At 66.2% G+C, this 22,738-nt stretch carries 26 protein-coding genes and 1 tRNA gene; 15 read left to right on the top strand and 12 right to left on the bottom strand.

The window, feature by feature from the left end; genetic code table 11:
• The first annotated feature begins 56 nt into the window (after positions 1 to 56).
• The gene (locus tag VGI62_RS20175; protein WP_331506361.1) at positions 57 to 251 is read left to right on the top strand and encodes a DUF1674 domain-containing protein; all 195 of its coding nucleotides are present in this window, start codon (positions 57 to 59) and stop codon (positions 249 to 251) included.
• Positions 252 to 254: 3 nt separating this feature from the next.
• Here the strand turns inward: VGI62_RS20175 and pyrF are convergent, their stop codons facing one another.
• Positions 255 to 977 carry an orotidine-5'-phosphate decarboxylase gene (pyrF, locus tag VGI62_RS20170; RefSeq protein ID WP_414695714.1) on the bottom strand — a complete coding sequence of 241 codons (723 nt, stop codon included), beginning with the start codon at positions 975 to 977 and terminating at the stop codon, positions 255 to 257.
• A 70-nt stretch (positions 978 to 1,047) separates the two neighbouring features.
• Here pyrF and VGI62_RS20165 point away from each other — a divergent pair, with 70 nt between their 5' ends.
• Entirely contained in the window at positions 1,048 to 1,734 is a 687-nt protein-coding gene (locus tag VGI62_RS20165) for a MarC family protein (protein ID WP_331506360.1), read from the top strand.
• Between the two features lie 99 nt (positions 1,735 to 1,833).
• Here VGI62_RS20165 and VGI62_RS20160 read toward each other — a convergent pair whose 3' ends face one another.
• Positions 1,834 to 2,634, bottom strand: coding sequence for an SDR family oxidoreductase (locus VGI62_RS20160; protein ID WP_331506359.1), 801 nt, complete (start codon positions 2,632 to 2,634; stop codon positions 1,834 to 1,836).
• A 195-nt stretch (positions 2,635 to 2,829) separates the two neighbouring features.
• Between VGI62_RS20160 and VGI62_RS20155 the strand changes: the two genes are divergently transcribed.
• From VGI62_RS20155 to VGI62_RS20145, 3 genes are all read left to right on the top strand, one after another.
• A complete protein-coding gene (locus VGI62_RS20155; RefSeq protein WP_414695713.1) occupies positions 2,830 to 4,749 on the top strand; it encodes a potassium transporter Kup in 1,920 nt (639 codons plus the stop codon).
• Between the two features lie 27 nt (positions 4,750 to 4,776).
• Positions 4,777 to 5,085: a hypothetical protein gene (locus tag VGI62_RS20150; RefSeq protein ID WP_331506358.1), complete on the top strand. Its 309-nt coding sequence runs from the start codon at positions 4,777 to 4,779 to the stop codon at positions 5,083 to 5,085.
• A gap of 83 nt (positions 5,086 to 5,168) precedes the next feature.
• Complete coding sequence (locus VGI62_RS20145; protein ID WP_331506357.1) at positions 5,169 to 6,401, top strand: argininosuccinate synthase; 1,233 nt, start codon at positions 5,169 to 5,171, stop codon at positions 6,399 to 6,401.
• Here the strand turns inward: VGI62_RS20145 and VGI62_RS20140 are convergent.
• On the bottom strand, positions 6,398 to 6,622 hold the full coding sequence (locus VGI62_RS20140) for a KTSC domain-containing protein (protein WP_331506356.1): 225 nt from the start codon (positions 6,620 to 6,622) through the stop codon (positions 6,398 to 6,400). The genes VGI62_RS20145 and VGI62_RS20140 overlap by 4 nt on opposite strands.
• A gap of 128 nt (positions 6,623 to 6,750) precedes the next feature.
• Here VGI62_RS20140 and VGI62_RS20135 point away from each other — a divergent pair, with 128 nt between their 5' ends.
• Together VGI62_RS20135 and VGI62_RS20130 are read left to right on the top strand one after the other, a co-directional pair.
• On the top strand, positions 6,751 to 7,155 hold the full coding sequence (locus VGI62_RS20135) for an MAPEG family protein (protein WP_331506355.1): 405 nt from the start codon (positions 6,751 to 6,753) through the stop codon (positions 7,153 to 7,155).
• Positions 7,156 to 7,264: 109 nt separating this feature from the next.
• Positions 7,265 to 7,867 carry a CC0125/CC1285 family lipoprotein gene (locus VGI62_RS20130; RefSeq protein WP_331506354.1) on the top strand — a complete coding sequence of 201 codons (603 nt, stop codon included), beginning with the start codon at positions 7,265 to 7,267 and terminating at the stop codon, positions 7,865 to 7,867.
• Here the strand turns inward: VGI62_RS20130 and VGI62_RS20125 are convergent.
• Together VGI62_RS20125 and VGI62_RS20120 are read right to left on the bottom strand one after the other, a co-directional pair.
• A complete protein-coding gene (locus VGI62_RS20125; protein WP_331506353.1) occupies positions 7,855 to 8,421 on the bottom strand; it encodes a DUF4337 family protein in 567 nt (188 codons plus the stop codon). The two genes, VGI62_RS20130 and VGI62_RS20125, sit on opposite strands and share 13 nt — an antisense overlap.
• Before the next feature lie 71 nt (positions 8,422 to 8,492).
• Positions 8,493 to 10,259: a hypothetical protein gene (locus VGI62_RS20120; protein WP_331506352.1), complete on the bottom strand. Its 1,767-nt coding sequence runs from the start codon at positions 10,257 to 10,259 to the stop codon at positions 8,493 to 8,495.
• 329 nt (positions 10,260 to 10,588) lie between these two features.
• Here VGI62_RS20120 and VGI62_RS20115 point away from each other — a divergent pair, with 329 nt between their 5' ends.
• Together VGI62_RS20115 and VGI62_RS20110 are read left to right on the top strand one after the other, a co-directional pair.
• On the top strand, positions 10,589 to 11,122 hold the full coding sequence (locus VGI62_RS20115; RefSeq protein ID WP_331506351.1) for a hypothetical protein: 534 nt from the start codon (positions 10,589 to 10,591) through the stop codon (positions 11,120 to 11,122).
• Positions 11,123 to 11,446: 324 nt separating this feature from the next.
• Positions 11,447 to 12,451: an alkaline phosphatase gene (locus VGI62_RS20110; RefSeq protein WP_331506350.1), complete on the top strand. Its 1,005-nt coding sequence runs from the start codon at positions 11,447 to 11,449 to the stop codon at positions 12,449 to 12,451.
• A gap of 209 nt (positions 12,452 to 12,660) precedes the next feature.
• Here VGI62_RS20110 and VGI62_RS20105 read toward each other — a convergent pair whose 3' ends face one another.
• Both VGI62_RS20105 and VGI62_RS20100 read right to left on the bottom strand, forming a co-directional pair.
• Positions 12,661 to 13,269 (bottom strand): hydrolase, encoded by a 609-nt coding sequence (locus tag VGI62_RS20105; protein WP_331506349.1) that lies wholly within the window; start codon positions 13,267 to 13,269, stop codon positions 12,661 to 12,663.
• Between the two features lie 82 nt (positions 13,270 to 13,351).
• Positions 13,352 to 14,188, bottom strand: a complete 837-nt coding sequence (locus tag VGI62_RS20100; RefSeq protein ID WP_331506348.1) for an alpha/beta hydrolase — start codon at positions 14,186 to 14,188, stop codon at positions 13,352 to 13,354.
• Positions 14,189 to 14,481: 293 nt separating this feature from the next.
• On the opposite strand from VGI62_RS20100, the gene VGI62_RS20095 reads away from it, so the two are divergent.
• On the top strand, positions 14,482 to 14,952 hold the full coding sequence (locus tag VGI62_RS20095; RefSeq protein ID WP_331506347.1) for a MarR family winged helix-turn-helix transcriptional regulator: 471 nt from the start codon (positions 14,482 to 14,484) through the stop codon (positions 14,950 to 14,952).
• A gap of 226 nt (positions 14,953 to 15,178) precedes the next feature.
• Here VGI62_RS20095 and VGI62_RS20090 read toward each other — a convergent pair.
• Positions 15,179 to 15,253: transfer RNA gene (locus tag VGI62_RS20090), tRNA-Gly, on the bottom strand.
• Positions 15,254 to 15,368: 115 nt separating this feature from the next.
• Positions 15,369 to 16,127, bottom strand: coding sequence for a DUF6065 family protein (locus tag VGI62_RS20085; RefSeq protein ID WP_331506346.1), 759 nt, complete (start codon positions 16,125 to 16,127; stop codon positions 15,369 to 15,371).
• Positions 16,128 to 16,210: 83 nt separating this feature from the next.
• Here VGI62_RS20085 and VGI62_RS20080 point away from each other — a divergent pair, with 83 nt between their 5' ends.
• From VGI62_RS20080 to VGI62_RS20060, 5 genes are all read left to right on the top strand, one after another.
• Entirely contained in the window at positions 16,211 to 16,732 is a 522-nt protein-coding gene (locus VGI62_RS20080; RefSeq protein WP_331506345.1) for a prolyl-tRNA synthetase associated domain-containing protein, read from the top strand.
• A gap of 66 nt (positions 16,733 to 16,798) precedes the next feature.
• Positions 16,799 to 17,701: a co-chaperone YbbN gene (locus VGI62_RS20075; RefSeq protein ID WP_331506344.1), complete on the top strand. Its 903-nt coding sequence runs from the start codon at positions 16,799 to 16,801 to the stop codon at positions 17,699 to 17,701.
• 20 nt (positions 17,702 to 17,721) lie between these two features.
• Positions 17,722 to 18,384, top strand: coding sequence for an LON peptidase substrate-binding domain-containing protein (locus VGI62_RS20070; protein ID WP_331506343.1), 663 nt, complete (start codon positions 17,722 to 17,724; stop codon positions 18,382 to 18,384).
• A gap of 11 nt (positions 18,385 to 18,395) precedes the next feature.
• Entirely contained in the window at positions 18,396 to 18,605 is a 210-nt protein-coding gene (locus tag VGI62_RS20065; protein ID WP_331506342.1) for a Trm112 family protein, read from the top strand.
• A complete protein-coding gene (locus VGI62_RS20060) occupies positions 18,595 to 19,083 on the top strand; it encodes a hypothetical protein (protein ID WP_331506341.1) in 489 nt (162 codons plus the stop codon). The genes VGI62_RS20065 and VGI62_RS20060 overlap by 11 nt, the downstream gene beginning before the upstream one ends.
• A gap of 163 nt (positions 19,084 to 19,246) precedes the next feature.
• Here the strand turns inward: VGI62_RS20060 and VGI62_RS20055 are convergent, their stop codons facing one another.
• The 3 genes from VGI62_RS20055 to fabB all read right to left on the bottom strand — a co-directional run bounded on the left by VGI62_RS20055 (position 19,247) and on the right by fabB (position 22,729).
• Positions 19,247 to 20,497, bottom strand: coding sequence for a UbiH/UbiF/VisC/COQ6 family ubiquinone biosynthesis hydroxylase (locus VGI62_RS20055; protein WP_331506340.1), 1,251 nt, complete (start codon positions 20,495 to 20,497; stop codon positions 19,247 to 19,249).
• 4 nt (positions 20,498 to 20,501) lie between these two features.
• Positions 20,502 to 21,323, bottom strand: coding sequence for an enoyl-ACP reductase (locus VGI62_RS20050; RefSeq protein WP_331506339.1), 822 nt, complete (start codon positions 21,321 to 21,323; stop codon positions 20,502 to 20,504).
• A gap of 194 nt (positions 21,324 to 21,517) precedes the next feature.
• Positions 21,518 to 22,729, bottom strand: coding sequence for a beta-ketoacyl-ACP synthase I (gene fabB / locus VGI62_RS20045; RefSeq protein WP_331506338.1), 1,212 nt, complete (start codon positions 22,727 to 22,729; stop codon positions 21,518 to 21,520).
• Positions 22,730 to 22,738 lie beyond the last annotated feature (9 nt).

Here is a 22,738-nt window from a genome sequence, read left to right as displayed (position 1 = left end):
GTTCGATAAAACTGGCAACGCTTGGCCCACGGAGCCGCCCGGCCTAATCTGACGCCATGGAAGAAACACCCCCAGGCGCTGCGCCCGACAAGGTGCTGAGCGCGGCCGCACGTCGCGCTCTGGAAGAGGCGGCGGTCCGTCGCTCCGTCGCCGAGGCCGCAGCGTCGATGCCCGAACAGGGCGGCCCCAAAGGCCCTGAACCCACGCGCTTCGGCGACTGGGAACGCAAGGGCATTGCCGTCGACTTCTGAGACTTAGCCGGCTTGCGCCATCTCGGCTGCGACCCGCAGGGCCGCGGCGTGTGGATCATTGGCGCCGGTGATGGGGCGGCCGCAGACGATGTGAGAGGCGCCGGCCTTCAGCGCTTCGAGCGGGGTCGCGGCGCGCGCCTGGTCGTTCCTGGCCGACCAATCAGGGCGAACCCCCGGGGTCACCACCAGGAAGTCGCGGCCGCCGAGGGCGCGGGCCATTTCCGCCTCACGTGGGCTGGAGATCACGCCATCGCAGCCCGCGGCGATGGCCTGATGGATGCGCCGCTCCGCCAGTGCGCGCGTGGAGTGCGGATAGCCCATCTCGTGCAGGTCGTCGTCGTTGAGGCTGGTGAGGACGGTCACCGCCAGGATCTTCAGGCCAGAGGCGCCGCGCCCGCGCACCGCCGAGGCCATCACCTGCGGCTCGCCGTGCACCGTGAGAAAGTCGCACCCTGCCTGAGCGATCACTGTGGCGGCGCGCTGCACCGTCGTGCCGATGTCGTGCAGCTTCCAGTCCAGGAACACCTGCTTGCCCTGAGCCTTCAGCTCGCGCGCCAGCGCCATCCCATCGGTTGCGAAGAGCTCCAGCCCAACCTTGTAGAAGCTGACCGCGCTGCCGATCGCGGCCACCATCGCGCGCGCCTCCTCGGCGCTCGGGACGTCCAAGGGAACGATAAGGCGTTTGTCGGCGATCACGGGGGCGTCTGCGAGCGCGGCGGCGGCCATGGCGAGGCTCCGGGCATGAGGGCGCGGACCGCGGTTCGGTTCGCGCAGCGATTTGGGCTAAGACCGCTGGATGAGCCATTGGGACTTCGCCGTCAACTTCTTCATCGCCCTGTTCGCCCTCCTCGACCCGGTGGGCAACGTGCCGCTGTTTGCCGCCTCGACCGCGGGCGCAAGCAGCCGCGAACGCGCGCAGATCGCCCTGGTCATCTCGATCTTTGTGCTGGGCTTCCTGACCTTCTTCTATTTCACCGGGCTGAGCCTTTTGGCCTTCTTCGGCATCTCGCTGCCCGCCTTCCGCATCGCCGGCGGGGTGATCCTGTTCATTCTGGCCCTGAGGATGATCGGCGACGATTTCGTGTCCAGCGTGGTCGGCGGCGCGGAGGCCTCTAGCGGCGACACCCGCACCTATGTCCGCCGCCGCGTCGAACAGATGATCGTGCCCTTCGCCATGCCACTGCTGATCGGTCCGGGCGTAATCTCGACAGTGATCATCTACGCCAGCCAGGCCAGGCCGTTCGGCTTGCAGGGCATGGCGATCGGGATCGGCGCGATCCTGGCGGTGTCGGTCGCCACTCTGCTGTCGTTCCTCGCGACCCCGTTGATCAGCCGTCTGCTCGGCAGGATCGGGCTTGCGATCGTCGTGCGGGTGCTGGGCCTGATCCTTTGCGCCATGGCCGTGCAGTTCATGCTGGCCGGCATCGCGGACTCCACCCACGACCTTATCCGGCCGGAGGCGGCGGCGCCCTACGCGAAATAGCGATCGTCGCCCCATTCGCGGATCTGCCGAGAAGCCGATCGGGGGCTTTTCCACGACGCCGCCTACCCCGAGCTGAGCTGCGCAGCCGGATAAGGAACTTCAGACCTTCCGAAAGCGCGGTCCCTGGGAGGCCATGATCGCCAGGGCCCAGTCGTCCGGGATCAGCTTGGTGACGGCGGCGATGGCTTTGTTCGGCGCGCCGGGCACGCAGATCGCGCGATTGGCCTCGACGGCCTCGTAGCCCGCAGCGGCCACCTCGTCGGCGCCCAGCCAGAGCCATGGCGGGGTCGCTTGGCTGATCTGGGCCCGCGTGCCGTTGACGTCGTGGAACTCGGAATAGGTGAAGCCGGGGCAGAGCGCGCTCACATGCACCCCCTGCGCCTCGGTTTCCAGGTGCAGGCTCTGCGAAAAGCGCACCATGAAGGCCTTGGTCGCGCCATAGAGGGTCGCGCCTGCCGAACCGGGGACCAGGCCCGCCAGCGAAGCGACGTTGACGATCCGGCCGAACCTTTTGTGGATCATGCCTGGCAGCACGCGGTGTACGAGTTCAGCCGGCGCCGTCATCATCACCTGTATCAGGGCGCGCTGATCCTCCCAGCGGGTGTCGGCATAGGCCCCGGGGATTCCGTAGCCGGCGTTGTTGACCAAGGCGTCGACCGTGCGGCCATGGGCGGTCAGGAAGTCGAGAATCTGCCCCGGCGCGTCAGGCTCGGCCAGGTCGGCGGCGATGGTCAGGGCCTCGACGCCATAGCGTAGCGAGACCTCCTCGGCGAGCTTGTCCAGCCGCTCGGCGCGACGGGCCGTCAGCGCCACGTCATAGCCGTGGCTTGCCAGGGTGCGCGCGAAAGCCGCGCCGATGCCTGCCGAGGCGCCGGTCACCAGCGCCAGTCTCCGATCCATTCGCCCCTCCACATCCGCCGGGCGAACCTAGGCCCGGCTTGCGACCGTTCAAGGAAAAGCGTTGCGATGCTTCGGCCGCAAGTCGCCTCCGAAGCGAGCGGCCATTGAACGGGGTGTGGAATGGGTGTATCGCGCCGGCCGCAAGACGGCATCGGGCCGACCAAGGGAACAGCGGTACGTTCCCGGAGAAATTGGATGGCTGATCCGGCTGTGGGCGCCACAGAGGTGCCCGAGGAGTCGCATCGCTCCCCCCAAAAAGAAACGTTCTGGGCCTTGGCTCTAGGTTCGATGGGCGTCGTCTTCGGCGACATCGGGACGAGCCCGCTCTACGCCATGCGCGAGGCGCTGCGGCATACCCGTGCGACGGTTTCCCCCGAACTCGCCGTGCTCGGCGTGGTCTCGCTCGTCACCTGGGCGCTGATCCTCATCGTCACGGTGAAGTACGTCATCTTCCTGATGCGCGCCGACAACAAGGGCGAGGGCGGGACGCTGGCGCTGATGGCGCTGGCCCAGCGCTTCGTGCCGCGCCGCTCCGGCTGGGTCCTGCTGTTGGGCATGGCCGGTGCGGCGCTCTTCTACGGCGATGGAATCATCACGCCGGCCATGTCGGTCCTCGCCGCCGTCGAGGGCGTGCGCGATGCGCCGGGCGTTCCCCATGAGGCGGCAAGGTTTGTGGTCCCGATCGCGGCCTTCGTCCTGGTGATGTTGTTCCTGGTGCAGGCCAGGGGAACGGCCAGCGTGGCCAAGTTCTTCGGGCCAGTCTGCGCGGTGTGGTTCCTGGTCCTGGCCGGTCTCGGCATCTATCACATCGCCGAAGATCCAACGATCTTCCGCGCGCTCTCGCCGCACTACGGCGTGATTTTCCTGATCGACAACGGCTTCCTCGGGTTCGTGATCCTGGGCAGCGTCTTCCTGGCGGTCACCGGCGCCGAGGCGCTCTATGCCGACATGGGTCACTTCGGGAAGGGCCCGATCCGCGCAGCGTGGGTGGTGCTCGTCCTGCCGAGCTTGCTTTTGAACTACCTGGGGCAGGGGGCGCTCGTCCTGCACCATCCCGCCGCCCACACTGACCCGTTCTACCAGATGATCCCCCAGGCCATCTATTGGCCGGTCCTGCTTCTCGCCAACGTCGCCACGGTCGTCGCCTCGCAGGCGGTGATCACCGGCGCCTTCTCGATGACCCAGCAGGCCGTGCAGCTCGGGCTCTTCCCCCGGATCTCGATCCTCAGGACCTCTGAAACCCAGGCGGGCCAGATCTTTGTGCCGCAGGTGAACACCTTCCTGATGGTGGGTGTCCTCTTCCTGCTGTTCGTCTTCCAAAAATCGGAGAACCTGGCGGCCGCCTACGGCATCGCGGTCACCGGGGCGATGTTCGTCGACACCCTGCTTTTCTTCGTGATCGTCCGTTACATGTGGAAGCGGCCGATGTGGGTGGCGCTCCTGGCAGTCGCCGGGTTCGGCGTGCTCGACATGACCTTTATCTCCTCGAACCTGCTCAAGATCCCGCAGGGCGCCTGGCTGCCTCTGGCCCTGGGTGGGGCGCTGGTGGTGGTCATGTGGACATGGACCCGCGGCGCTCAGATCCTCACCGACAAAACCCGCCGCGACAGCGTGCCTCTGATCGAGCTTTCGGAGATCCTGAAGGCCCGTGCGCCGCACCGGGCTCCGGGTACGGCGATCTTCCTCACCTCCGACGCCTCGATGGCGCCGGTGGCGCTCATGCACAACCTCAAGCACAATAAGGTGCTGCATGAGAAAAACATCGTGCTGACGATAGAGACGGCGGAGACGCCGCGCGTCGCCGATGACAACCGCATCCGCATCGAACCGGTCAACGACGATTTCAAGAAGGTGATTGTCTCCTACGGCTTCATGGAAAGCCCGAACCTGCCCAAGGCGCTCGGACTGTGCCGCAAGCTCGGCTTAAAGTTCGATATCATGGCCACCAGCTTCTTCCTCGGAAGACGCTCCGTGGTGCCGTCAGCTCAGTCCGGGATGCCCATGTGGCAGGACAAGCTATTCATCTTCCTGATGAAGAACGCCGCCAATCCCACCGACTTCTACAAGATTCCTCCGGGCCGGGTGGTGGAGCTCGGGACCCAGGTGACGGTCTAGGTAGTGTTCTCTCAGGTTCCCTGGAGCATGATCGGCGCTTACTCAGGCGACGCCCTGTGGGTGATCGCGCTCACCATCATGTTCGCAGCATCGAGACACGCCTGGGCGCGCACCGAGGGGCGCACGCACGTAAGATTTCTCGGCGCGGAGACCCCGCGGGCGATCGCCCTTTGGCTCCTGCCCGCGGCGAGCTTCGCCGCCAGCCTGTGGCTCGCCCTGCAAGCCAGGGGGGCGCAGGGAGATGGGGCCTTTATCCTGTTCGGGGTGCGGGCGATTTCGGCGTCGCTGCTGGCGCTATTGCACCTGCGCTGGCTGGCCGAGGCGCTGAAGCCCTGAACGCCATCTCTTGAATTTGCGCCCCGTTCGCCCTTAAAGGCGCGCGACGTTTCCTCCCGCTCTTTCCAGGATTCCCGCCCACCATGGCCGACAAGCCCGTCACGAAGGTCGTGCTCGCCTATTCCGGCGGCCTCGACTCCTCCACCATCGTCAAGTGGCTGCAGACCGAGCTCGGCGCCGAGGTGGTGACCTTCACCGCCGACCTGGGCCAGGGCGAGGAGGTCGAGCCCGCGCGCCAAAAGGCGATGACATTGGGCGTAAAGCCGGAAAACGTCTTCGTTGAGGATGTCCGCGAGGAGTTCGTCCGCGACTACGTCTTTCCGATGTTCCGCGCCAACACGGTCTACGAAGGCCAGTACCTGCTGGGCACCAGCATCGCCCGGCCGCTGATCGCCAAGAAGCAGATCGAGATCGCGCGCAAGGTTGGCGCCGACGCCGTTTCCCACGGGTCCACCGGCAAGGGGAACGATCAGGTCCGCTACGAGGTGGCCTATTACGCCCTTGAGCCCGACATCCGCGTTGTGGCGCCCTGGCGCGAGTGGAATTTCAAGAGCCGCGAGGCGCTGCTCGACTTCGCTGAGAAGCACCAGATCCCGATCACCAAGGACAAGCGCGGCGAGGCGCCGTTCAGCGTCGACGCCAACCTGCTGCACTCCTCGTCCGAGGGGAAGGTTCTGGAGGATCCCGCCGTCGAGGCGCCGGAATTCGTCCACCAGCGGACCATTGCGCCCGAGGACGCGCCCGACAAGCCGGCCATCTTCACGATGGACTTCGAAAACGGTGACCCGGTTGCGATCGATGGTCAAACGCTCTCACCGGCCACCCTGCTCACCAGGCTGAACCAGCTCGGCCATGACAACGGGATCGGCCGCCTGGACCTAGTGGAGAACCGCTTTGTCGGGATGAAGTCGCGTGGCGTCTACGAGACCCCCGGCGGCACGATCCTGCTGGCCGCCCACAGGGGCATCGAATCCATCACTCTCGATCGCGGGTCCATGCACCTGAAGGACGAGTTGATGCCTAGGTACGCCTCGTTGATCTATAACGGGTTCTGGTTCTCGCCGGAGCGCGAAATGCTGCAGGCGGCGATCGATCTTTCGCAGCAGATGGTCACCGGTCAGGTGCGGGTGAAGCTCTACAAGGGCAATGTCACCGTCATCGGCCGCTCGAGCCCCTATTCGCTCTACGATCAGGACCTGGTGACCTTCGAGGAAGGCGCCGTCGCCTACGACCACCGCGACGCGTCAGGCTTCATCAAGCTCAACGCCCTGCGACTGCGGGTGAAGGCGCAGCGCGACAAGCGGATGAAAACCTAGCTGTCCAGCCGGTTGAACGGGTAGCGGTCGCGGATTTCCCGCTGGAAGACGCGGGCCTTCGAGTCCGCGCGAATGAGAGACCGGCAGACCTCGGCCGGCACGCCGACGTAGACGTAGCGCTCGCCGCTTACGAAGCGGACCAGCAGCTTCGCGCGCGACGCGTCATAGTCGATCTGGCTGATCGCCCCGGATTCCACCTCGATCGGCATGGGCATGGGCATGGGCATTCTCCCGATGAACCCTCGGGAGCCTAAACCCGCGACATCGCATAGCCGGTTCCCGCCTACCCCCGTTACGTGTCAAGCTCGAACCAAGGCGACGCCTGGTTCGCCGTTTCGGGGGAAACATCATGATCGCGCACCGCTGGGTGGCCATCGTCACCGTACTGGCGCTGCTGACCTATTTCTGGATGGGGCTGCAGGTCGCCGGAGCGCGCCGCAAAAGCGGCGTCGCCGCGCCGGCGATGACTGGAGACCCGATTTTGGAGCGCGCCATCCGCGTGCACTACAACACGCTGGAATGGCTGCCGATTTTCCTGGCCGGCCTGTGGCTCTTCGCCGTCTATTGGAATGAGTTGGTCGCCGCGGGCCTCGGAGTGGTCTGGATCATCGGGCGCGTGCTCTATTCGCGGGGCTACATCGCCGATCCGGCTAAGCGCGAGACTGGGTTTCTGATCCAGAGCGTGGCGAGCGCCATCCTGCTTTTCGGAGCGCTCGGCAAGATCGTCTACGACTTGGCGACGGGTTTCGCATAGGAAGCGAAACAAGCTTCACAGAAGCGAAACACCGCAACCACAATTGGGGCCAAGTGTTGTGAGGATTGGGCGACATCTTTCGAGGGTTTCCTCGCTTCGAGACGGCAAGATGATCAAGAAATCGGCGGCGCTCGCAACCGTTCTGGTGCTGGCGGCGGGGTTGGCGGGCTGCGTCACGCCCACGCCCTACCAGCCGAACATCCACGGCCAGGCGACAACCGGCGGCTACTCCGAGTTGCGGCTTGAGCCGGACAGGTGGCGCGTCAACTTTGCCGGCAACAGCATGACCTCGCGGGAGACCGTCGAGGGCTACCTGCTCTTTCGCTCGGCCGAGTTAACCCTGCAGAGCGGCTACGACTGGTTCTCGATCAATGACCGCAACACCGACCGAAGTGTGCGGACCTACGTGGACCCTGACCCGTTCTACAGCCCCTGGTATGGCGGATTCGGTTACTGGCGACCCTACTGGCGCTATCGTGGCGCCGGATATGGTTGGCGGACCTGGGACCCTTGGTTCGGCGGCCCGTTCTGGGCCGATAGCATCGACATTCACACGGTCCAGAGCTTCGAGGCTTCGGCCGAGATCATCATGCGCAAGGGCGCCAAGCCGGCCGACGACCCGCGCGCGTTCGACGCCCGCGCTGTGGTCGAGAACCTCAGGCCCAGGATCCAGTACCCGCCCGCACCCAAGCAGGCCGCTCAAAGCAGGTAGGCCGCGCCGAACAAGGCCAGGCCCGCAAGCCCAAGCCCGATCGAGCTCAGCCAGAAAGCCCTGCGCCGGGTGATGATCGCAACCGTGCAGATGGCGATGCCGATCTCCACCAGGGTGGCCGCAGCGGTCAGCCAATGGTGGCGATGCTCGTGGATGCGGCTGGTGGCCAGAAGCTTGTCTCGCTCCGCCTCATCATCCTGGGCTTGCTTCTTGAGCTCGGCCTGTTTGGCGACCTGTTCCTTGGACGTACCCTGGTATTGCGCCGCCTTCGCGCCGCCGGCGTCGGCGGCAAGGCCGTAGAGATGCTTCTTCAGGCTGTCGGCCTCGTATTCGCCCCAGACGTCGGTGGCCTTGTCCTGGCTCAGCACCGCCTCGCTGGCCGAGGTGATCGCCCCGCTCGCTTCAAGGGTCTCAAGGCTGCTTACGCCGGCCGCCATCACCGCCAGGATGGCGATGGTGATCGAAACCCGGCTTATGAACGGGTCCTGGCTGTGGGCGGCATGCTCGGCATGCTCGGCGTGTTCATGCGCCTCGAAGGCGGCATCGTGGGCCATGTTAGTCCCCCTGGACCCATGTTGGTCCGTAGCAGTGGTGATTTACCGGGCTTCGGCCCGGACGTGTAGCGTCATCGCACGCGAAATATCTGCAGAGGCTCCCGGGGCTGGGAAAGGGGCTCAAGCCACGCCGGGACCTGCCCGACGTCCAGGGTCTTCTGGAGGCTATCGGCGCTCAGGCTCCTGCGGTCACTCTGCCGTGCGTGGGCGGCGCAATTGAGGACATAGGTGACCTTCAGCGCCCGCACCCGCCGCTCGGCCTCCGCCGGCGGGGCCCCTAATGCGGCCCGGGCTTCTTTGATGCCCCAGCCCATGCGGTGGTATGGGGCCTGCAGGGCCGCATCCGGCGTATCGGCCAGGATATAGGGCCCCTCGTCGATCTCGCTCAGCACCAGGCCGGGTGGAAGCTTGGCCAGAGGTTGAAGGGCGCGGGTGTCGGTGCAGTGGTCCGCAGCGGTCGCACCCCCCAAGCCTGGGCGGTGGCCCTGTCCAGCCCCCAGGCGCCCGATCGCCAGGCCGGGGACCATCGTGGCGGCCGCGAAGATCAGCACGGTGGGAACCATCAGCCCCGCCAGCAGTACGTCGGCGAAATCCACCAGGGCCGCCGCTGTGACCGGCGCGGCGAACCACACCGAATATTGGATATAGCGGCCGGCCTGCAGCGTAAGGGGGAGGGAGGCGAACAGAAGCACGCCGGTCAGCTGCCAGGCTGGATTGGCCCGGATGTCCGCGCGACGCCCAAGCCACAGCCAGCCGGCCATACCCATGACCGCCGGCGCCGCCATCGCGACCGCCAGGGCCGGATCGCGGCCGATGAGGACAAGCCATGGGGTCATCTCGCGCACATTGGCCAGCCAGACCGCCTTCAGTTCGGGATCCAGGGCTGCCATCGGACCGTGGGCGCAGAGCGGCTCTACGGCGAGGTAGACCGCGGCGGCTAAGATCCCGACCACGCCCAGCATCCCCAGTCGCGCCGGCCGACCCCATCGTGCGCCCAGCATCGCGGCGGCGCAGAGGCCGGCCCCCGTCACGCCCAGACCGGCCACGAGATTGATGGCCAGGGCGTCACAGGCCGGCGTCATCCAGCGTTCCGGCGGCGTCTGCAGCGCGTGCAACGCCAAGACCCCCCCGCCGAGCGCAGCCCCGTAGCCGGCCAGGAGACGTCCGGAACGATGCCCGAACGCCCACCAGCAACCCAGTGTCGCGCCGATCAGCGCCAGGAACGGCAGAGCCTCCAGGCCGACAGCGAGGCCCAGGGCCGAGGCGAGGCCGCACGCCGCGGCCCAGGCCACCCTCGCCGGGCGTTGCGCCGCGGCGGCCAGGGCCAGCAGGCAGCAGGTGATCTGCACCCCGTGATGGTCTATTCTGCCGGGCGTGAACTCGCCGGATGCGTGGAAGCTGAGGGCGGCGGTGACGATCGCCATGAACACCGCCCTGCCACCCCCCAGGCGTCGGGCGATCAAGAGGACCGCAGCGGTCAAGGGCAGGACCCAGAGCACCGGCCAGGTCATGCGCATCGCCATCTCGGCCTGATCGGCAGGCAGCACTGTCGCGAAAAGCTTTAGCAGCGCCGCCTCGGCGCCATCCACCAGCCGCGACCAGTGCATGTAGAGGCCTTGCGGCGGCTGCAACCGGCTGAGCCGTTGGTCGAACCAACCGCGACCACCGGCCAAATCCCGCACCATGGTCAGGCGAAGCGCGTCGTCCGTGTCGCCGACCGTACGGAGAAGGCGCGGAATGGCAGGGATCGTCGCCAGGAAAGAGATCAGCCAGACGATCAGCGCGCCGAGCGCCAACTGCCGCCTAGACGCCCAGTCGGGTATTGGGGAGAGCTTCAAGGCGGGACCGCTGGTTCAGCGCCGACCCGACTCCGGGAAGGCCGGGCTGCAGGATTCCAGCTTCGCCTTAAGATAGTTTGAGCCTGTGAAATCATGCACGACGCGCGCCGCCGACTGAAGTTCGGCGGCGTTCGTTGGTTTTGCGCCTCAGGTGGCGCGCGGCGCGAGTCCGGGTCGCGCCAGCGGTCATAGGGCCTAGCTCTGTTACCGGACCTATCAAACGTCCTCATGGGGCGACGGAAGCCGGAGGCATCGATCGCCTTCTCCGAAGACCTCGCGGCGTGACTTCTGCCCGGGTCTTGTGAGAGCTTGCCCCTGTGGGGGGCGCGATGACACTCGAGCAGGTTTCGTATCTCAGCCAGACGGTCGCGGCCGCCGCGGTCGTTGTCTCGATCGTCTATCTCGCCATCCAGGTCGGTCAGGCCGAACGCAATCAGCGGGCGCTGATGCAACAAGCGCGAACAGAGCGCGGCATGGTCTTGGCGGCCTCGATGGAGGCCCCTCACTTTGCGGCGATCTGGGTGAAGGTGACCTCCGACAATCCCGACCTCAGCGCGATGGATGTCAGCATTCTGACGTCCTTCCTGCGTCGCTGGGCCCTCAATCTGCTGGACGCCCATGCGAACCACGCCATGTCACTGTTGAGCGACGAAGCCTTGGAGCGCGCCTGCGCCGCGGCACGGTGGGGCTTCGCCTATCCGATCGCCAGGGCCGTCTGGGGGGTGACCGTGCGCGGGACATTCACCCCAGAGGACGCTACGATATTCGAGGCTATGGCTATAAACGTCGTGCCGCTGGGCGCGGGCACCGACGATGCAGCCCGGACTCGCGCCGCCCGCGAGGTTCTGCTCGCAGGCGGCTGACGCAGAATCTTCAGGGGCTGCGCCTCCCGGCGGCCCCGCCGTCGCGGGGCCAGCCCAGAGGCACGACCCAGCAACGTCGCCGGCGCTTGTGTGGACCGGAGCGTTAGCAACATTCACGGCGCGATCGCGGCTTGTTGCGGGTCCACTCGGCCCCACGACCAGACATTCGACCCGCTTCCGATTGCAGACATTCGCGCAGTACCTCAACGGGGCACACTGGACCCTATACCGAAGTTGTTCGGAACGGGGTGTCCCAGGCGCCCTCGCCGGGACAGTGTGGCGGAGGCGAGCACGGGTCAGCTAAGGATGCAAAGGCGATGGGCGATGCGGAAGCTGTCTTGGGCCGGCCCGCTGGCCGCTAGCGTGCTGTTGTGGTCGGCCGCCTCGCCCGCAGACGCGCGAGAACACGCACGCAGCCTAATCCTGATCATTGGCGGTCCGCCCGCGGACGCTGACGTCCGCGCAGCTTCCGCCGCGACTGCCGCGATGATGACCGGGGTTAAGATTGCCCCGTGGATGATCGGCGTCACGGGGCTATCGCAAGGCCAGTGCGCCCCTTCGCCCGCGCACAAGCTGGCCACACTGATCGAGCAGGCCAAGGACGCCGGTCGGGCCGCTGGGGTGGCGACCACGGATCGGATCACTCGTCCACTTGCTGCGGCCGCCTACGCCCACGTCAGCGACACGGATTGGGAAGTCGACACCCGCATGCCAGCCGAGGCGCTGACGTCCGGCTGCCAGGACATCGCCCGGCAACTGATCCTGTTCGACCACCACGGTGGCCTGGACGTGGCGCTGGGCGGAGGCCGATTGGCCTTTCTGAGGTCCGAGCAGGTTGACCCGGACCAAAGAGAGCGCCACGGCGTGCGGGGCGATGGCGACGACCTCATCGTGCGTTGGGGCCGGCGGAATCCGCTAGGGCACTATGTGTGGACCGCCACCGAGCTGACTAAAGCGGCCAGCGGGTCCCCGGGCTACCTGCTGGGCCTGTTCGCGCCGGACGCTATGACCCAGGACGGGAGCGAAGCAAACGCGGGCCAGCCCTCATTGGCTGACATGACCCGCGTCGCGATCAGCGTGCTTGGCAAGAGCCCGAAAGGCTATGTGCTGGTCGTAGCCAGCGAAGGCGAGGCGGAACGCGACGCCGCGGCGGCGGCCGCGAAGGTAGCCGACAACCGCACGCTGGTCGTCGTGGCCACTATCCGTGGCCCTGATGTCATCGATACCGACGCCTACGGCCCGGGCGCAGCACAAGCGAAGCGCTCCCTCGACCCGGTCGCCCTCCACGCGATCCTCTGTGGCGCCCTTGGACTGCCCGGTGCGCCCTGAGCGCCAGTTGCAGTCATTGGCACTGCCAGGGACACGACACTCAGCCGAACAGGCGCTGTCGACCCGTTGCAGACAACCAGCCCGCGTCGTCTACTGGGCGTGGATGGGGAGCGGCTCGACATGAGGCCGGCGTCAATACACGGGCGCGTGGCAGCGAGCGGCTGGAATATTGTTCCAACGAAAACCGGGCCGACTGAGCACGCCGATGGTCAATGGCCCTCGACCGCAAACAGGATTTCCGCGAAGGTCGCCGACGTGTCCGCCCGCACCCAGTCGCGCTGCAGTTCACAGGCCATCTGGACCCAGCTTGTCAGCTTCGCGCCGGCCTGCGCCACGCGCTCAAGCGCGGCGCGATGGGCCTCGAGCGAGGTGCCCCCCACCGCGTCCACGACGGGATAGACGTCATAGCCGTCGCGGAGCGCATCGAGGGTTGGGAACGCCAGGCAGGCTTCGGTCCACAGCGCCGTCATGATCAGCTTCTTGCGTCCGGTCGCCTTGACCGCTGCGACGAATTCCTGGTCCTCCCATGCGTTGATGGTGGTTCGGTCCAGCGCTTCGACGCCGCCAAGGATATCCTGCAGTTGGTGGATCGTCGGCGCGTTCTTGCCGGTCTTCACATTCACGGTCGAGAGAACGACCGGAAGCTTGAACAGTCTCGCCAGTTTCGCCACCGCGGAGATGTTGGCGACCATCGCGCGGCGGTCCATCGACGCCACCGATGTAACCTGCACCGGCTGATAGTCGATGATGATCAGCGCGGAGTTCTCCGGGGTCAGCAGATGATCCGTGGCCGGATCGCGAATGGGTTGGCTGGTCATTTCGATCTCTTCCTTCAGCGCATGTGCGAGAGCCGCGGCAGTAGAGCGCCCGCCGTCAGGCGGACGCTCCGATCTGCAGTTCCTAGGCCTTGAAGAAGGCGAGGAGGTCGGCGTTGATCGTCGCCGCTTCCGTGGTCGGCATGCCGTGCGGGAAGCCTTTGTAGGACTTGAGCGTGCCGTTCTGGACGAGCTTGGCCGAGAGCAGGCCGGAGTCGGCGTAGGGCACGACCTGATCATCCTCCCCATGCATGACCAGGACCGGAACGCTGATCTTCTTCAGGTCTTCGGTGAAGTCTGTCTGGGAGAAGGCCACAATACCGTCGTAGTGGGCCTTGGCGCCGCCCATCATGCCCTGACGATACCAGTTGTCGATGATGCCTTGGCGCACGTTGGCGCCGGGGCGGTTGAAGCCGTAGAACGGACCGGCTGGGAAGTCGTGGTAAAGCTGGGCGCGGTTCGTGGCCACCTGGACCTGCAGGTCGTCGAACACCTTTTTCGGAATGCCGCCCGGGTTGGACGGCGTCTGGACCATGATCGGCGGGACCGAACTAATCAGCACGGCCTTCGCCACGCGGCTTTCGCCGTGCCGCGCGATGTAGTGGGCGACCTCGCCGCCGCCGGTGGAGTGGCCCACATGGATGGCCTTCTCCAGGTCGAGATGAGCCACCACCGCGGCGAGGTCGTCGGCATAGTGATCCATGTCGTGGCCGCCGTCGGTTTGGGTGGACCGGCCGTGGCCGCGCCGGTCATGCGCTACGACCCGGTAGCCGTGCAGTAGGAAGAACATCATCTGGGCGTCCCAGTCGTCGGAACTGAGGGGCCACCCGTGGCTGAAGACGATGGGCTGGCCGCCCTTGGGCCCCCAATCCTTGTAGAAGATCTCCGTGCCATCCTTGGTGGTGATCGTGTTGCTGCTCATGGTCTTGGCTCCTGAGGGTGTGGGCCCGGCCGCCGGGTTAGCTTGCGCCGAAGTGGTCATAGGCAAGGTCGCGGTCGCGGCGAGGCCTAGCCCGGCGGCCACTACGCCGCGGCGGGAGACCCGGTCGTCTGACGGGCTCATAGGGGATCCTTCTTTTCGATATCGCAGTATTGTATATCGCGATATCAGTCACAATAGGGGGGCGAGCACGCCTGTCCATCTCAAAAATTTTCGCGATACCATTTCGCGTGATACGAAGTGCGCACGGTGTCGCCCCCCGCCGGGAATTTTCCATGGCCTACCCGTTAGACGACCAGATCTGCTTCACGCTCTATTCCGCCAGTATGGCCATCACGCGGATGTACAAGCCGATGCTTGACGAGATGGGGATCACCTATCCGCAGTATCTGGTGCTGACCGTACTGGGCGAGCGCGACGGCCAGACCATCGGCGCGATCGCCGGTCGCCTCTCCTTGGAATCCAGCACGGTGACCCCGCCAGCCAAGCGGCTGGAGCAGGCGGGCCTGGTCGGCCGTCGGCGCAGCCAGGTCGACGAACGCCACGTTCAGGTCTGGCTCACGGAAGCCGGTCGCACGCTTGTGGCCAAAAGCCACTGCCTGGGCGACGCCCTGATCGATCGTTCAGGCATGACAGTTGATCGGCTGAAAGCCCTGAACCGCGAAGTCGGCGAGTTGCGCGATGCGCTGGCGGGCGATCACCGGCTGGCCAGCGGCCGCCGTGCGACCGGACTGCGGACATCGTAGACTTCGGCTCAGAGTCAAGAATTGGTCGTTCTAAAGCCTCCCTTGCCGCTAGCCTTCCAACAATCGAACCTTCCATATGGGCGCTTTGTCCGCCAACGCGGCCGAAAACGCGCAGCAGCTTGCTTCCGCTGCTTCCATGTGCTTCCGGGCAATGTGAAAAGAGGCCGTGGAAGCAGAAACGCCGCCCAGAGGGCGGCGTTACCTCTCTGTTTTCACAGAGGTATTTTGGAGCGGGCGAAGAGATTCGAACTCTCGACCCCAACCTTGGCAAGGTTGTGCTCTACCACTGAGCTACGCCCGCGCTCCTCGAGGCCCTGTAGCGAGATACGGGCGCCCCGAAAAATCGAGAGGCGGCTTATGGCAGACACCCTCCGGGTTGGCAAGGCGGGTTGGCGGCCCAAGCCGGTGCGACGCTTTCACCGCCCGAAACGGGGCTCCTTCAGCCGGCGCTTGTTGACGTGGTCCTCACGGGCAGGCGCCACGTCCTCGGGGTACTCGCCCTTGAAGTAGTAGCGTTGCCAGGCCTCCTTGGTCGCCTCCGGATCGTTGCGGAAAATGCGCTGGTTGAACTCGGTGCGGTGCTTCTCCCAGACACTGTACTGGTGGCTCAGCTCCGGGTTGGAATCGAGCTGCTTGATCACCGGCTGGATGTCATGGAGGAACTTGTCCTGGATCAGAGTGATGAAGCAGAAGGGCTCGCCCTTCTCGAAGCGCACCTTGCCCGGGCGTGTGAACAGCCAGTTCATCGTGAAGGGGAAGGGCAGCCAATCCGTCTCCACCACGCCGGCCAGCGGCTGGATGCCGTCCTTGACGTGGTTCGGCGCCCCCATCGCCATCAGCGACCAGCCCGGCGGCGTACGGAACATGTAGCCGGTATGCATCGTCACCACGCCGTGGCTGAAATGGCTCTTGGCGAAGCGGCTGAAGTGGGGATGCGGCCGGTCCGGCGTCAGCTTGATGTCGTCCTGATGGATGCCGCCGTTCCATTCGGCGGTGAACGACATTGGGCAAAGTATCTCCCAGCCGGAAGTGTTCGCCATGTTCATCGGCAAGCAGCGGTAAGCGTGCCGGGCGTGGAAGGCGTCCATCCAGTCCCGCGGCTGGCGCCCCGGCACAATTTCCGGCGGCGCGACGCCTGGCTCGACCGTCGGGTAGCATTCCAGTTCAAGGGGCATTGGGGCGCGCGACCTCGTGAGCGATTGTCCAGACCCTAAAGCAGTGGGTCGCCTTCGCGTCCAGTTCCGGTATGACCGCCAACATGAAGACCCGCGACGACCTGATCGCCCTGCTGGACAGCCTGGGCATCGATCACAGCACCCACGACCATCCGGCGGTGTTCCGCGTCGGCGAGGGGGAAGAGATCAAGGCTGCCATCCCGGGCGCTCACACGAAGAATCTGTTCCTGAAAGACGCCAAGGGGCAACTGTGGCTGATCTCGGCGGCGGATCGCACGGTCATCGACCTCAAGCGCCTGCACCAAGTGATCGGTTCGGCGCGGCTGTCGTTCGGCAATGCGGCGTTGATGGAAGATGCGCTTGGCGTGACGCCGGGCTCGGTCACGGCGTTCGCCCTCATCAACGACACCGATCGACGGATACGTTTCGTGCTGGATCGAACCTTGGCTGATGCGAGCCGGGTTAACTTCCACCCGCTGACCAACACGGCCACCACCGGGATTGAGCAGGCCGGCTTCCGCAAATTCCTGGCGGCCGCTGGAGTCAGGCCCCTGGTTGTCGATTTCCAGACGATGGCGGTGGTCGATGACGTGGACGCGCGTTGAAGCGGGAGCCTTCTGGGACCATCTTGGCGCCCAGGTGTTTAGCGACATGGATTTGAGGAACAGGGCATGAGCCTGATCGGGGAAACCGCCGGCAAGCCGGCCGGCGAGATCATCAAGGACGCGACCGACGCCAGCTTCGCCGCGGACGTTCTGGACGCTTCGCGTGACCAGCCGGTGATCGTCGATTTCTGGGCGACTTGGTGCGGCCCCTGTCGACAGCTCGGCCCGGCTTTGGAAAAGGCCGTCACGGCCGCCAAGGGCGCGGTGAAGCTCGTCAAGGTCGATATCGACAAGAACCCGGCCTACGCCGGCCAGCTTCGGGTGCAATCCATTCCGGCGGTGTTCGCTTTTGTCGACGGCCAGCCGGTCGATGGCTTCATGGGGGCGCTCCCGGACAGCCAGGTGAAGGCTTTCGTCGACAAGCTCGCCAAGCTGGCCAAGGGCGGGCCCTCGCCTCTCGACGACATGCTGGCGATGGGAAAAGAGTCCCTGGAGCTCGGCGATATGGGCGGCGCGGCCCAAGCCTATGCGCAGGTTTTGCAGGCCGACCCGTCCAATGTGAAGGCGCTTGGCGGCATGGCGAAGGTCTACATGGCCTCGGGCGACACTGAACGGGCGAAAGAGATCCTGTCGATGGCCCCCGAGGGCGCCAAGGATCCGGACCTCGACAGCGTGCGCGCGGCGCTGGTGCTGGCTGCGGAAGCGCCGTCGGAGACCGCGGCCTTCGAAGCCCGGCTGGCCAAGGACCCCAACGACCACGAGGCGCGCTTCGAACTCGCCAGGGCGCTGGCCGGCAATCACAAACTCGCGGAGGCGGCCGACGAGCTTCTGACGATCGTCGAGCGGGACCGGGCCTGGAACGACGAGGCCGCGCGTAAGCAGTTGCTCACCGTGTTCGAAGCCGCGGGCCAAATGTCGGAGGTGGCCCGCAATGGGCGCCGGCGCCTGTCGGCCATACTTTTCAGTTGAGCCGCCGCGGAGGGAGCCCAATGCAGGCCTATCGCCGCACCGCCGAGCTGCCGCAGATGATCCCGGTCTTCCCGCTCGACGGGGCCCTGCTGCTTCCGGGCGGGGACCTGCCGCTGCAGATTTTCGAGCCGCGCTATCTCAACATGATCGACGACGTGATGGCAGGTGACCGGATCATCGGCATGATCCAGACCCGGCCGGGCGGCGACCGCGAGCGTCCGAGGCTGTCAGGGGTCGGCTGCGCCGGCCGCGTCACCGCCTACGCCGAGACCGCCGATGGCCGCTATCTGATCACCCTCACAGGGGTGTGCCGCTTCGACACGGGCGAAGAATTGAGTTTCCAGGGGCCCTACCGCCAGGTTCGCGCTCGCTACGAACGTTTTGAAGCAGACCTGAAGCAGGACGGCGCTGCCCAGGCGCCGGAGGCGGCCCGGAGCCGCTTCGCCAACGCCCTGAAGCGCTACCTGAACCGTCGCGAACTCGATATCGACTGGGAAACCGCCCAGACCGCTCCGCTGGAGGCCCTGGTCACGAGCCTGTCCATGGGCCTTCCCTTCGAGCCTGCCGAGAAACAGGCGCTGCTGGAGGCGCCTACGCTGACGGGCCGGTTCGAGACCCTCTCCACCCTGCTCGAGATCGACGGGGTGAACGACGGCGATGACGAGGGTCATTCCTTGCAGTAGGACTGCCTGGCATGACGGAAACAGCCCCCACCCTTTCGGACGTTGAAGTCGATCCGCGCCTGCTGGAGATTCTGGTCTGCCCGGTAACGCACGGGCCGCTGGAGTTCGATCGCACCAAGGGCGAACTGGTCAGCCGCGGCGCGCGCCTGGCCTATCCGATCCGCGACGGGGTGCCGATCATGCTGCCCGAGGAGGCTCGCGAACTCACCGATGCCGACTAAGCCTGCCGGGGCTCGAGATTTCGCAGCGATTCGGCGGTATGGCCTGGCGCATGTGATCGGCGCGGCGGTGGTGCTGACGGCCGGCATCGGCCTCGTCACATTCCAGTTCATGCGCGACCGCGAAAGCCATATCGCCACCGCAAAGGCCTGGAACATCCAAGGCCCGCCCTGCCCGGCGCTCACGGCCGCCGAGTTCGGGGCCAAACGCTACACTGCGCTGAAGACCTTCGACTACGACGGAACCGCCATAGGCCGCACCGCCGGCGACGCCAGTTGCTCCGATGTCAGGGACGCCGGCGGCAAGGGCCTGGGCACGGATAAGGTATGCCAGTTCACCAGCCCCGCCACGCTGACCGTCACGTCGAAGGCCGGCTCATGGTTCTTCGTCCCCGGCGCCGGCCAGCCCGCGAGCTTGATCATCCACCGCGACATGCCTCGCTGCGTCATGGCCTCGAATTTCACACTCAAGACCGAGTAGCGTAAACGCAGGGGCGGTGGCGAGCCGTCCTGCTCCGCCTCTCACCCGGCGTCGCCCAGGATGGGCCCCGGTAGGGCGAGGCGGCGACCGCTCCGGGCGAAAGCCAGCCGACCCGCGCCAACCTGACCAGGCCCCATCTGCCCCCCCTCGTAGTTTGTGGCTACTAGAGCGCCTCGCCCTTCAGCAGTCGTGGCAAATCCCCTACCGCGCCCCCCGCTTCGGTCATGAAGAAGCGCCGAGCCGGGCCGATGCGATTGACCGCCGCCATCCCGGCCCCGCGCGCAAGCCGCAGCACTGGGTTGTCGTTGGAAAACAGGCGTACGAAGGCGTCCATACCCGCCGACAGCGTGACCGTGTCGAACCTGCGCCAGGCAGCGTAGCGCTCGAGCACGACCTCGGAGCCGATGTCTTCGCCCAGGCGCATGGCCTCGACTAGGACCTCGGCCAGGGCCGCGGCGCCCTTCAGCCCCAGGTTCAGCCCCTGGCCGGCGATCGGGTGCACGCCGTGAGCCGCGTCGCCGAGGAGGGCCGCGCGCCGCGCGACGAGACGCTCGGCGAGCTGCAGGCTGAGCGGATAGGTGAAAACCGGACCCTCGACCGTGGCCTGGCCCAGAAAATCGCCAAAGCGACGTTGCAGGTGGGCGTGGAAAATCTCGGGTCGGGCCGATTTCAGGGCCGCGCCGCGGCTGCGGCTCTCAGTCCAGACCAGGCTCGCGCGATTGTCGGTCAGCGGCAGAATGGCGAAGGGGCCGCCTGGCAGAAAATATTCGTGCGCCACGCCGGCGTGGGGCCGCTCCAGGCGCACCGTCGCAACGACGCCGGTCTGTCGATAGTCCCAGCCGACCGCGCCGATCCCGGCCTCGGTGCGGATCACCGAGCCGCGCCCCTCCGCCCCGACGGCCACCGGAGCCCGCAACTCCCGCCCGTCGGCTAGCGTCACCGCCGCTTCGCGCGGCCCGAACGCTGCGCGAGCGACCTTTGCCGGCGCCAGCACCTCGATGCCGGCATCGATCACCGCCGCGGCGAGGGCGGCGCGGATATGACGGTTTTCCAGCAGGTAGCCGAGGGGCTCGCCGTCTGAGCTGTCGGCGATTTCGGTCGAATCGAAGCGCAGGAAGAAGGGACCAGTCCCGCTGGAGGCCGGCCCTGGGGTTTGGCCATCGGTGACCAGGATCTGCTCGATCCGTTGGGCGTGCGGCTCCAGGGCCGCGCCGAGCCCGAGCGCGCGCCACTGACGAAAGGCGGCGTAGGCGATGGCCGATGCGCGACCATCGAAGGTCGGCGCGATCTGGGCGTCGAACACCACAGGGTCGATCAGCAGAGGCTTCAGCCCGGCCTGGTTAAGCGCCAGCGCCAACGTCGCGCCCGCGATGCCCGCGCCAGCGATGATCACATCGACGTCGGCATCGCTCATGGAATCAGGCTCCCGCCTCGTCCTCATCTTCGCCGAAACCCATCATGTGGAAGCCGGCGTCCACGTGGATCAGCTCGCCGGTGGTCGAGCTCCCCAAGTCTGACAGCAACCACAGCGCGGTCCCGGCGACGCCTTCCATCGAGGCGTTATCCTTCATGGCGCTGAGTGCGCGGCCCTTGGCCAGCATGGCCCGTCCGCCCTGGATGCCGGCCAGCGAGAGGGTTCGCATGGCGCCGGGGGAGACGGTGTTGACCCGGATTCCCGCAGGACCAAGATCGCGGGCCGCATAGCGAACCGCCGCCTCGAGCCCCGCCTTGGCCACGCCCATGGTGTTGTAGTTCGGAAACGCCCTTTCTGATCCCATGAAGCTGAGCGTGATGATCGAGCCGCCGTTCGGCATCAGTCTCGAGGCCCGTCGGCAGCAATCGGCGAAGGAATAGACGCTGATGTCCATGGCCTGCAGGAAGCCGGCGCGTGACACGTTCTCCACGAAGGAGCCGCCGATCTGGTCACGAGGCGCGAATGCAATGGAGTGGACGAAGAAGTCGATGGTTCCGAAGGCCTTCTCGACAGCGGCGAAGCCCGCATCCATCGAGGCGTCGTCGGTGACGTCGACTGGCGCCAGCACCTTGACGCCGATGCTCTCGGCCAGCGGCTGCACGCGCCGCTCCATGCCCGGCAGGTGCAAGAACGCCATTTCCGCGCCCTGAGCCGCCAGCTGGCTGGCGATTCCCCAGGCGATGGATTGATGGTTGGCCACCCCGGTGACGATCCCGCGCTTGCCGCGCATCAGTTCGCCCTTGGGCATCTGGTAATCGTCGGCCACGTGGCGTCTCCCGGCGTTTCGTTGTGGGGTTTGTGGCCGGGGCGAAGCGAGAGAGCAAGAGGCCGCCGCGCGAGCGGCCACGAAGGTCTGAGCCACGGAAAACTCAGATTCGCCCGGGAATCGGATCGCTCCGTTCCCTCTTCCCCGGGATTTTCTGCGACTGTTCTTCCCCGCGCGGGGCGAACACGGCGTCCTCAGATCTTCGCCATCACCAGGCAGCCGTTCGTGCCGCCGAAGCCGAAGCTGTTCGACATCACTGTCTCGAGCGGCTTGTCCGAACGCTCCAGGAGGATCGGCAGGTCGGCGAATGCTGGGTCGAGAGTTTCGATGTTGGCGCTCTTGGCGGCAAAGCCGTTGTTCATCATCAGCAGGCAGTAGATCGCTTCCTGCGCGCCAGCGGCGCCCAGGCTATGCCCGGTCAGCGATTTCGTTGACGAGATCAGGGGGGGCTTGTCACCGAAGACGGCGCGGACGGCCTCCATCTCCTTCTGATCGCCAACCGGCGTCGAGGTGCCGTGCGGGTTCAAGTAGTCGATGGTCCGCCCGCCGATGGTCGCCATGGCGAGCTTCATGCAGCGCACCGCGCCCTCTCCCGACGGGGCGACCATATCGTGACCGTCGGAGTTGGCGGCATAGCCGATGATCTCGCCGTAGATCTTCGCGCCCCGGGCCTTGGCGTGCTCGTATTCCTCAAGAACGACGACGCCGCCGCCACCGGCGATGACGAAGCCGTCGCGATCCTTGTCATAGGCGCGGCTGGCCACGGCTGGATTGTCGTTGAAGTTCGAGCTCATGGCGCCCATGGCGTCGAACATGACGCTGAGGGTCCAGTCGAGTTCCTCGACGCCGCCCGCGAAGACCACGTCCTGCTTGCCCATCAGGATCTGCTCGTAGCCGACTCCGATGCAGTGGGCCGAGGTGGCGCAGGCCGAGGAAATCGAAAAATTCAGGCCCTTGATCTTGAACCAGGTGGCGAGCGTCGCCGAGGGGCCGGAGCTCATGGCCTTGGGCACGGCGAAGGGACCGACGCGCTTGGGGCCCTTGGTGCGGGTGATCTCGGCCGCCTCAACGATGATCCGGGTGGACGGCCCGCCGGAGCCGACGATCAGGCCCGTCTTCTCGTTGGAGATTTCCGCCTCTTCCAGGCCCGAGTCGGCGATCGCCTGTTCCATGGCGATGTGGCCGAAGGCCGTGCCCTGGGCCAGGAACCGCGCCGCCCGACGGTCCACCATCGACTCCCAGTCGATTTGCGGCGGGGCGTGTACCTGGCAGCGGAAGCCGAGTTCGGCGTACTCCGGCGCTGCGACCACGCCCGATTTCGCCTCGCGAAGGGCCGTCACGACCTCATTGGTGTTGTTGCCGATCGATGAGACGACGCCCATCCCGGTGACGACGACGCGGCGCATGGCTTCCTT

The organism is Phenylobacterium sp. (genome assembly GCF_036495085.1).
Classification (GTDB): domain Bacteria; phylum Pseudomonadota; class Alphaproteobacteria; order Caulobacterales; family Caulobacteraceae; genus Phenylobacterium.
The sequence above is the reverse complement of the archived record's forward strand: the minus strand, read 5'-3'. Positions and strand labels throughout refer to the sequence as shown.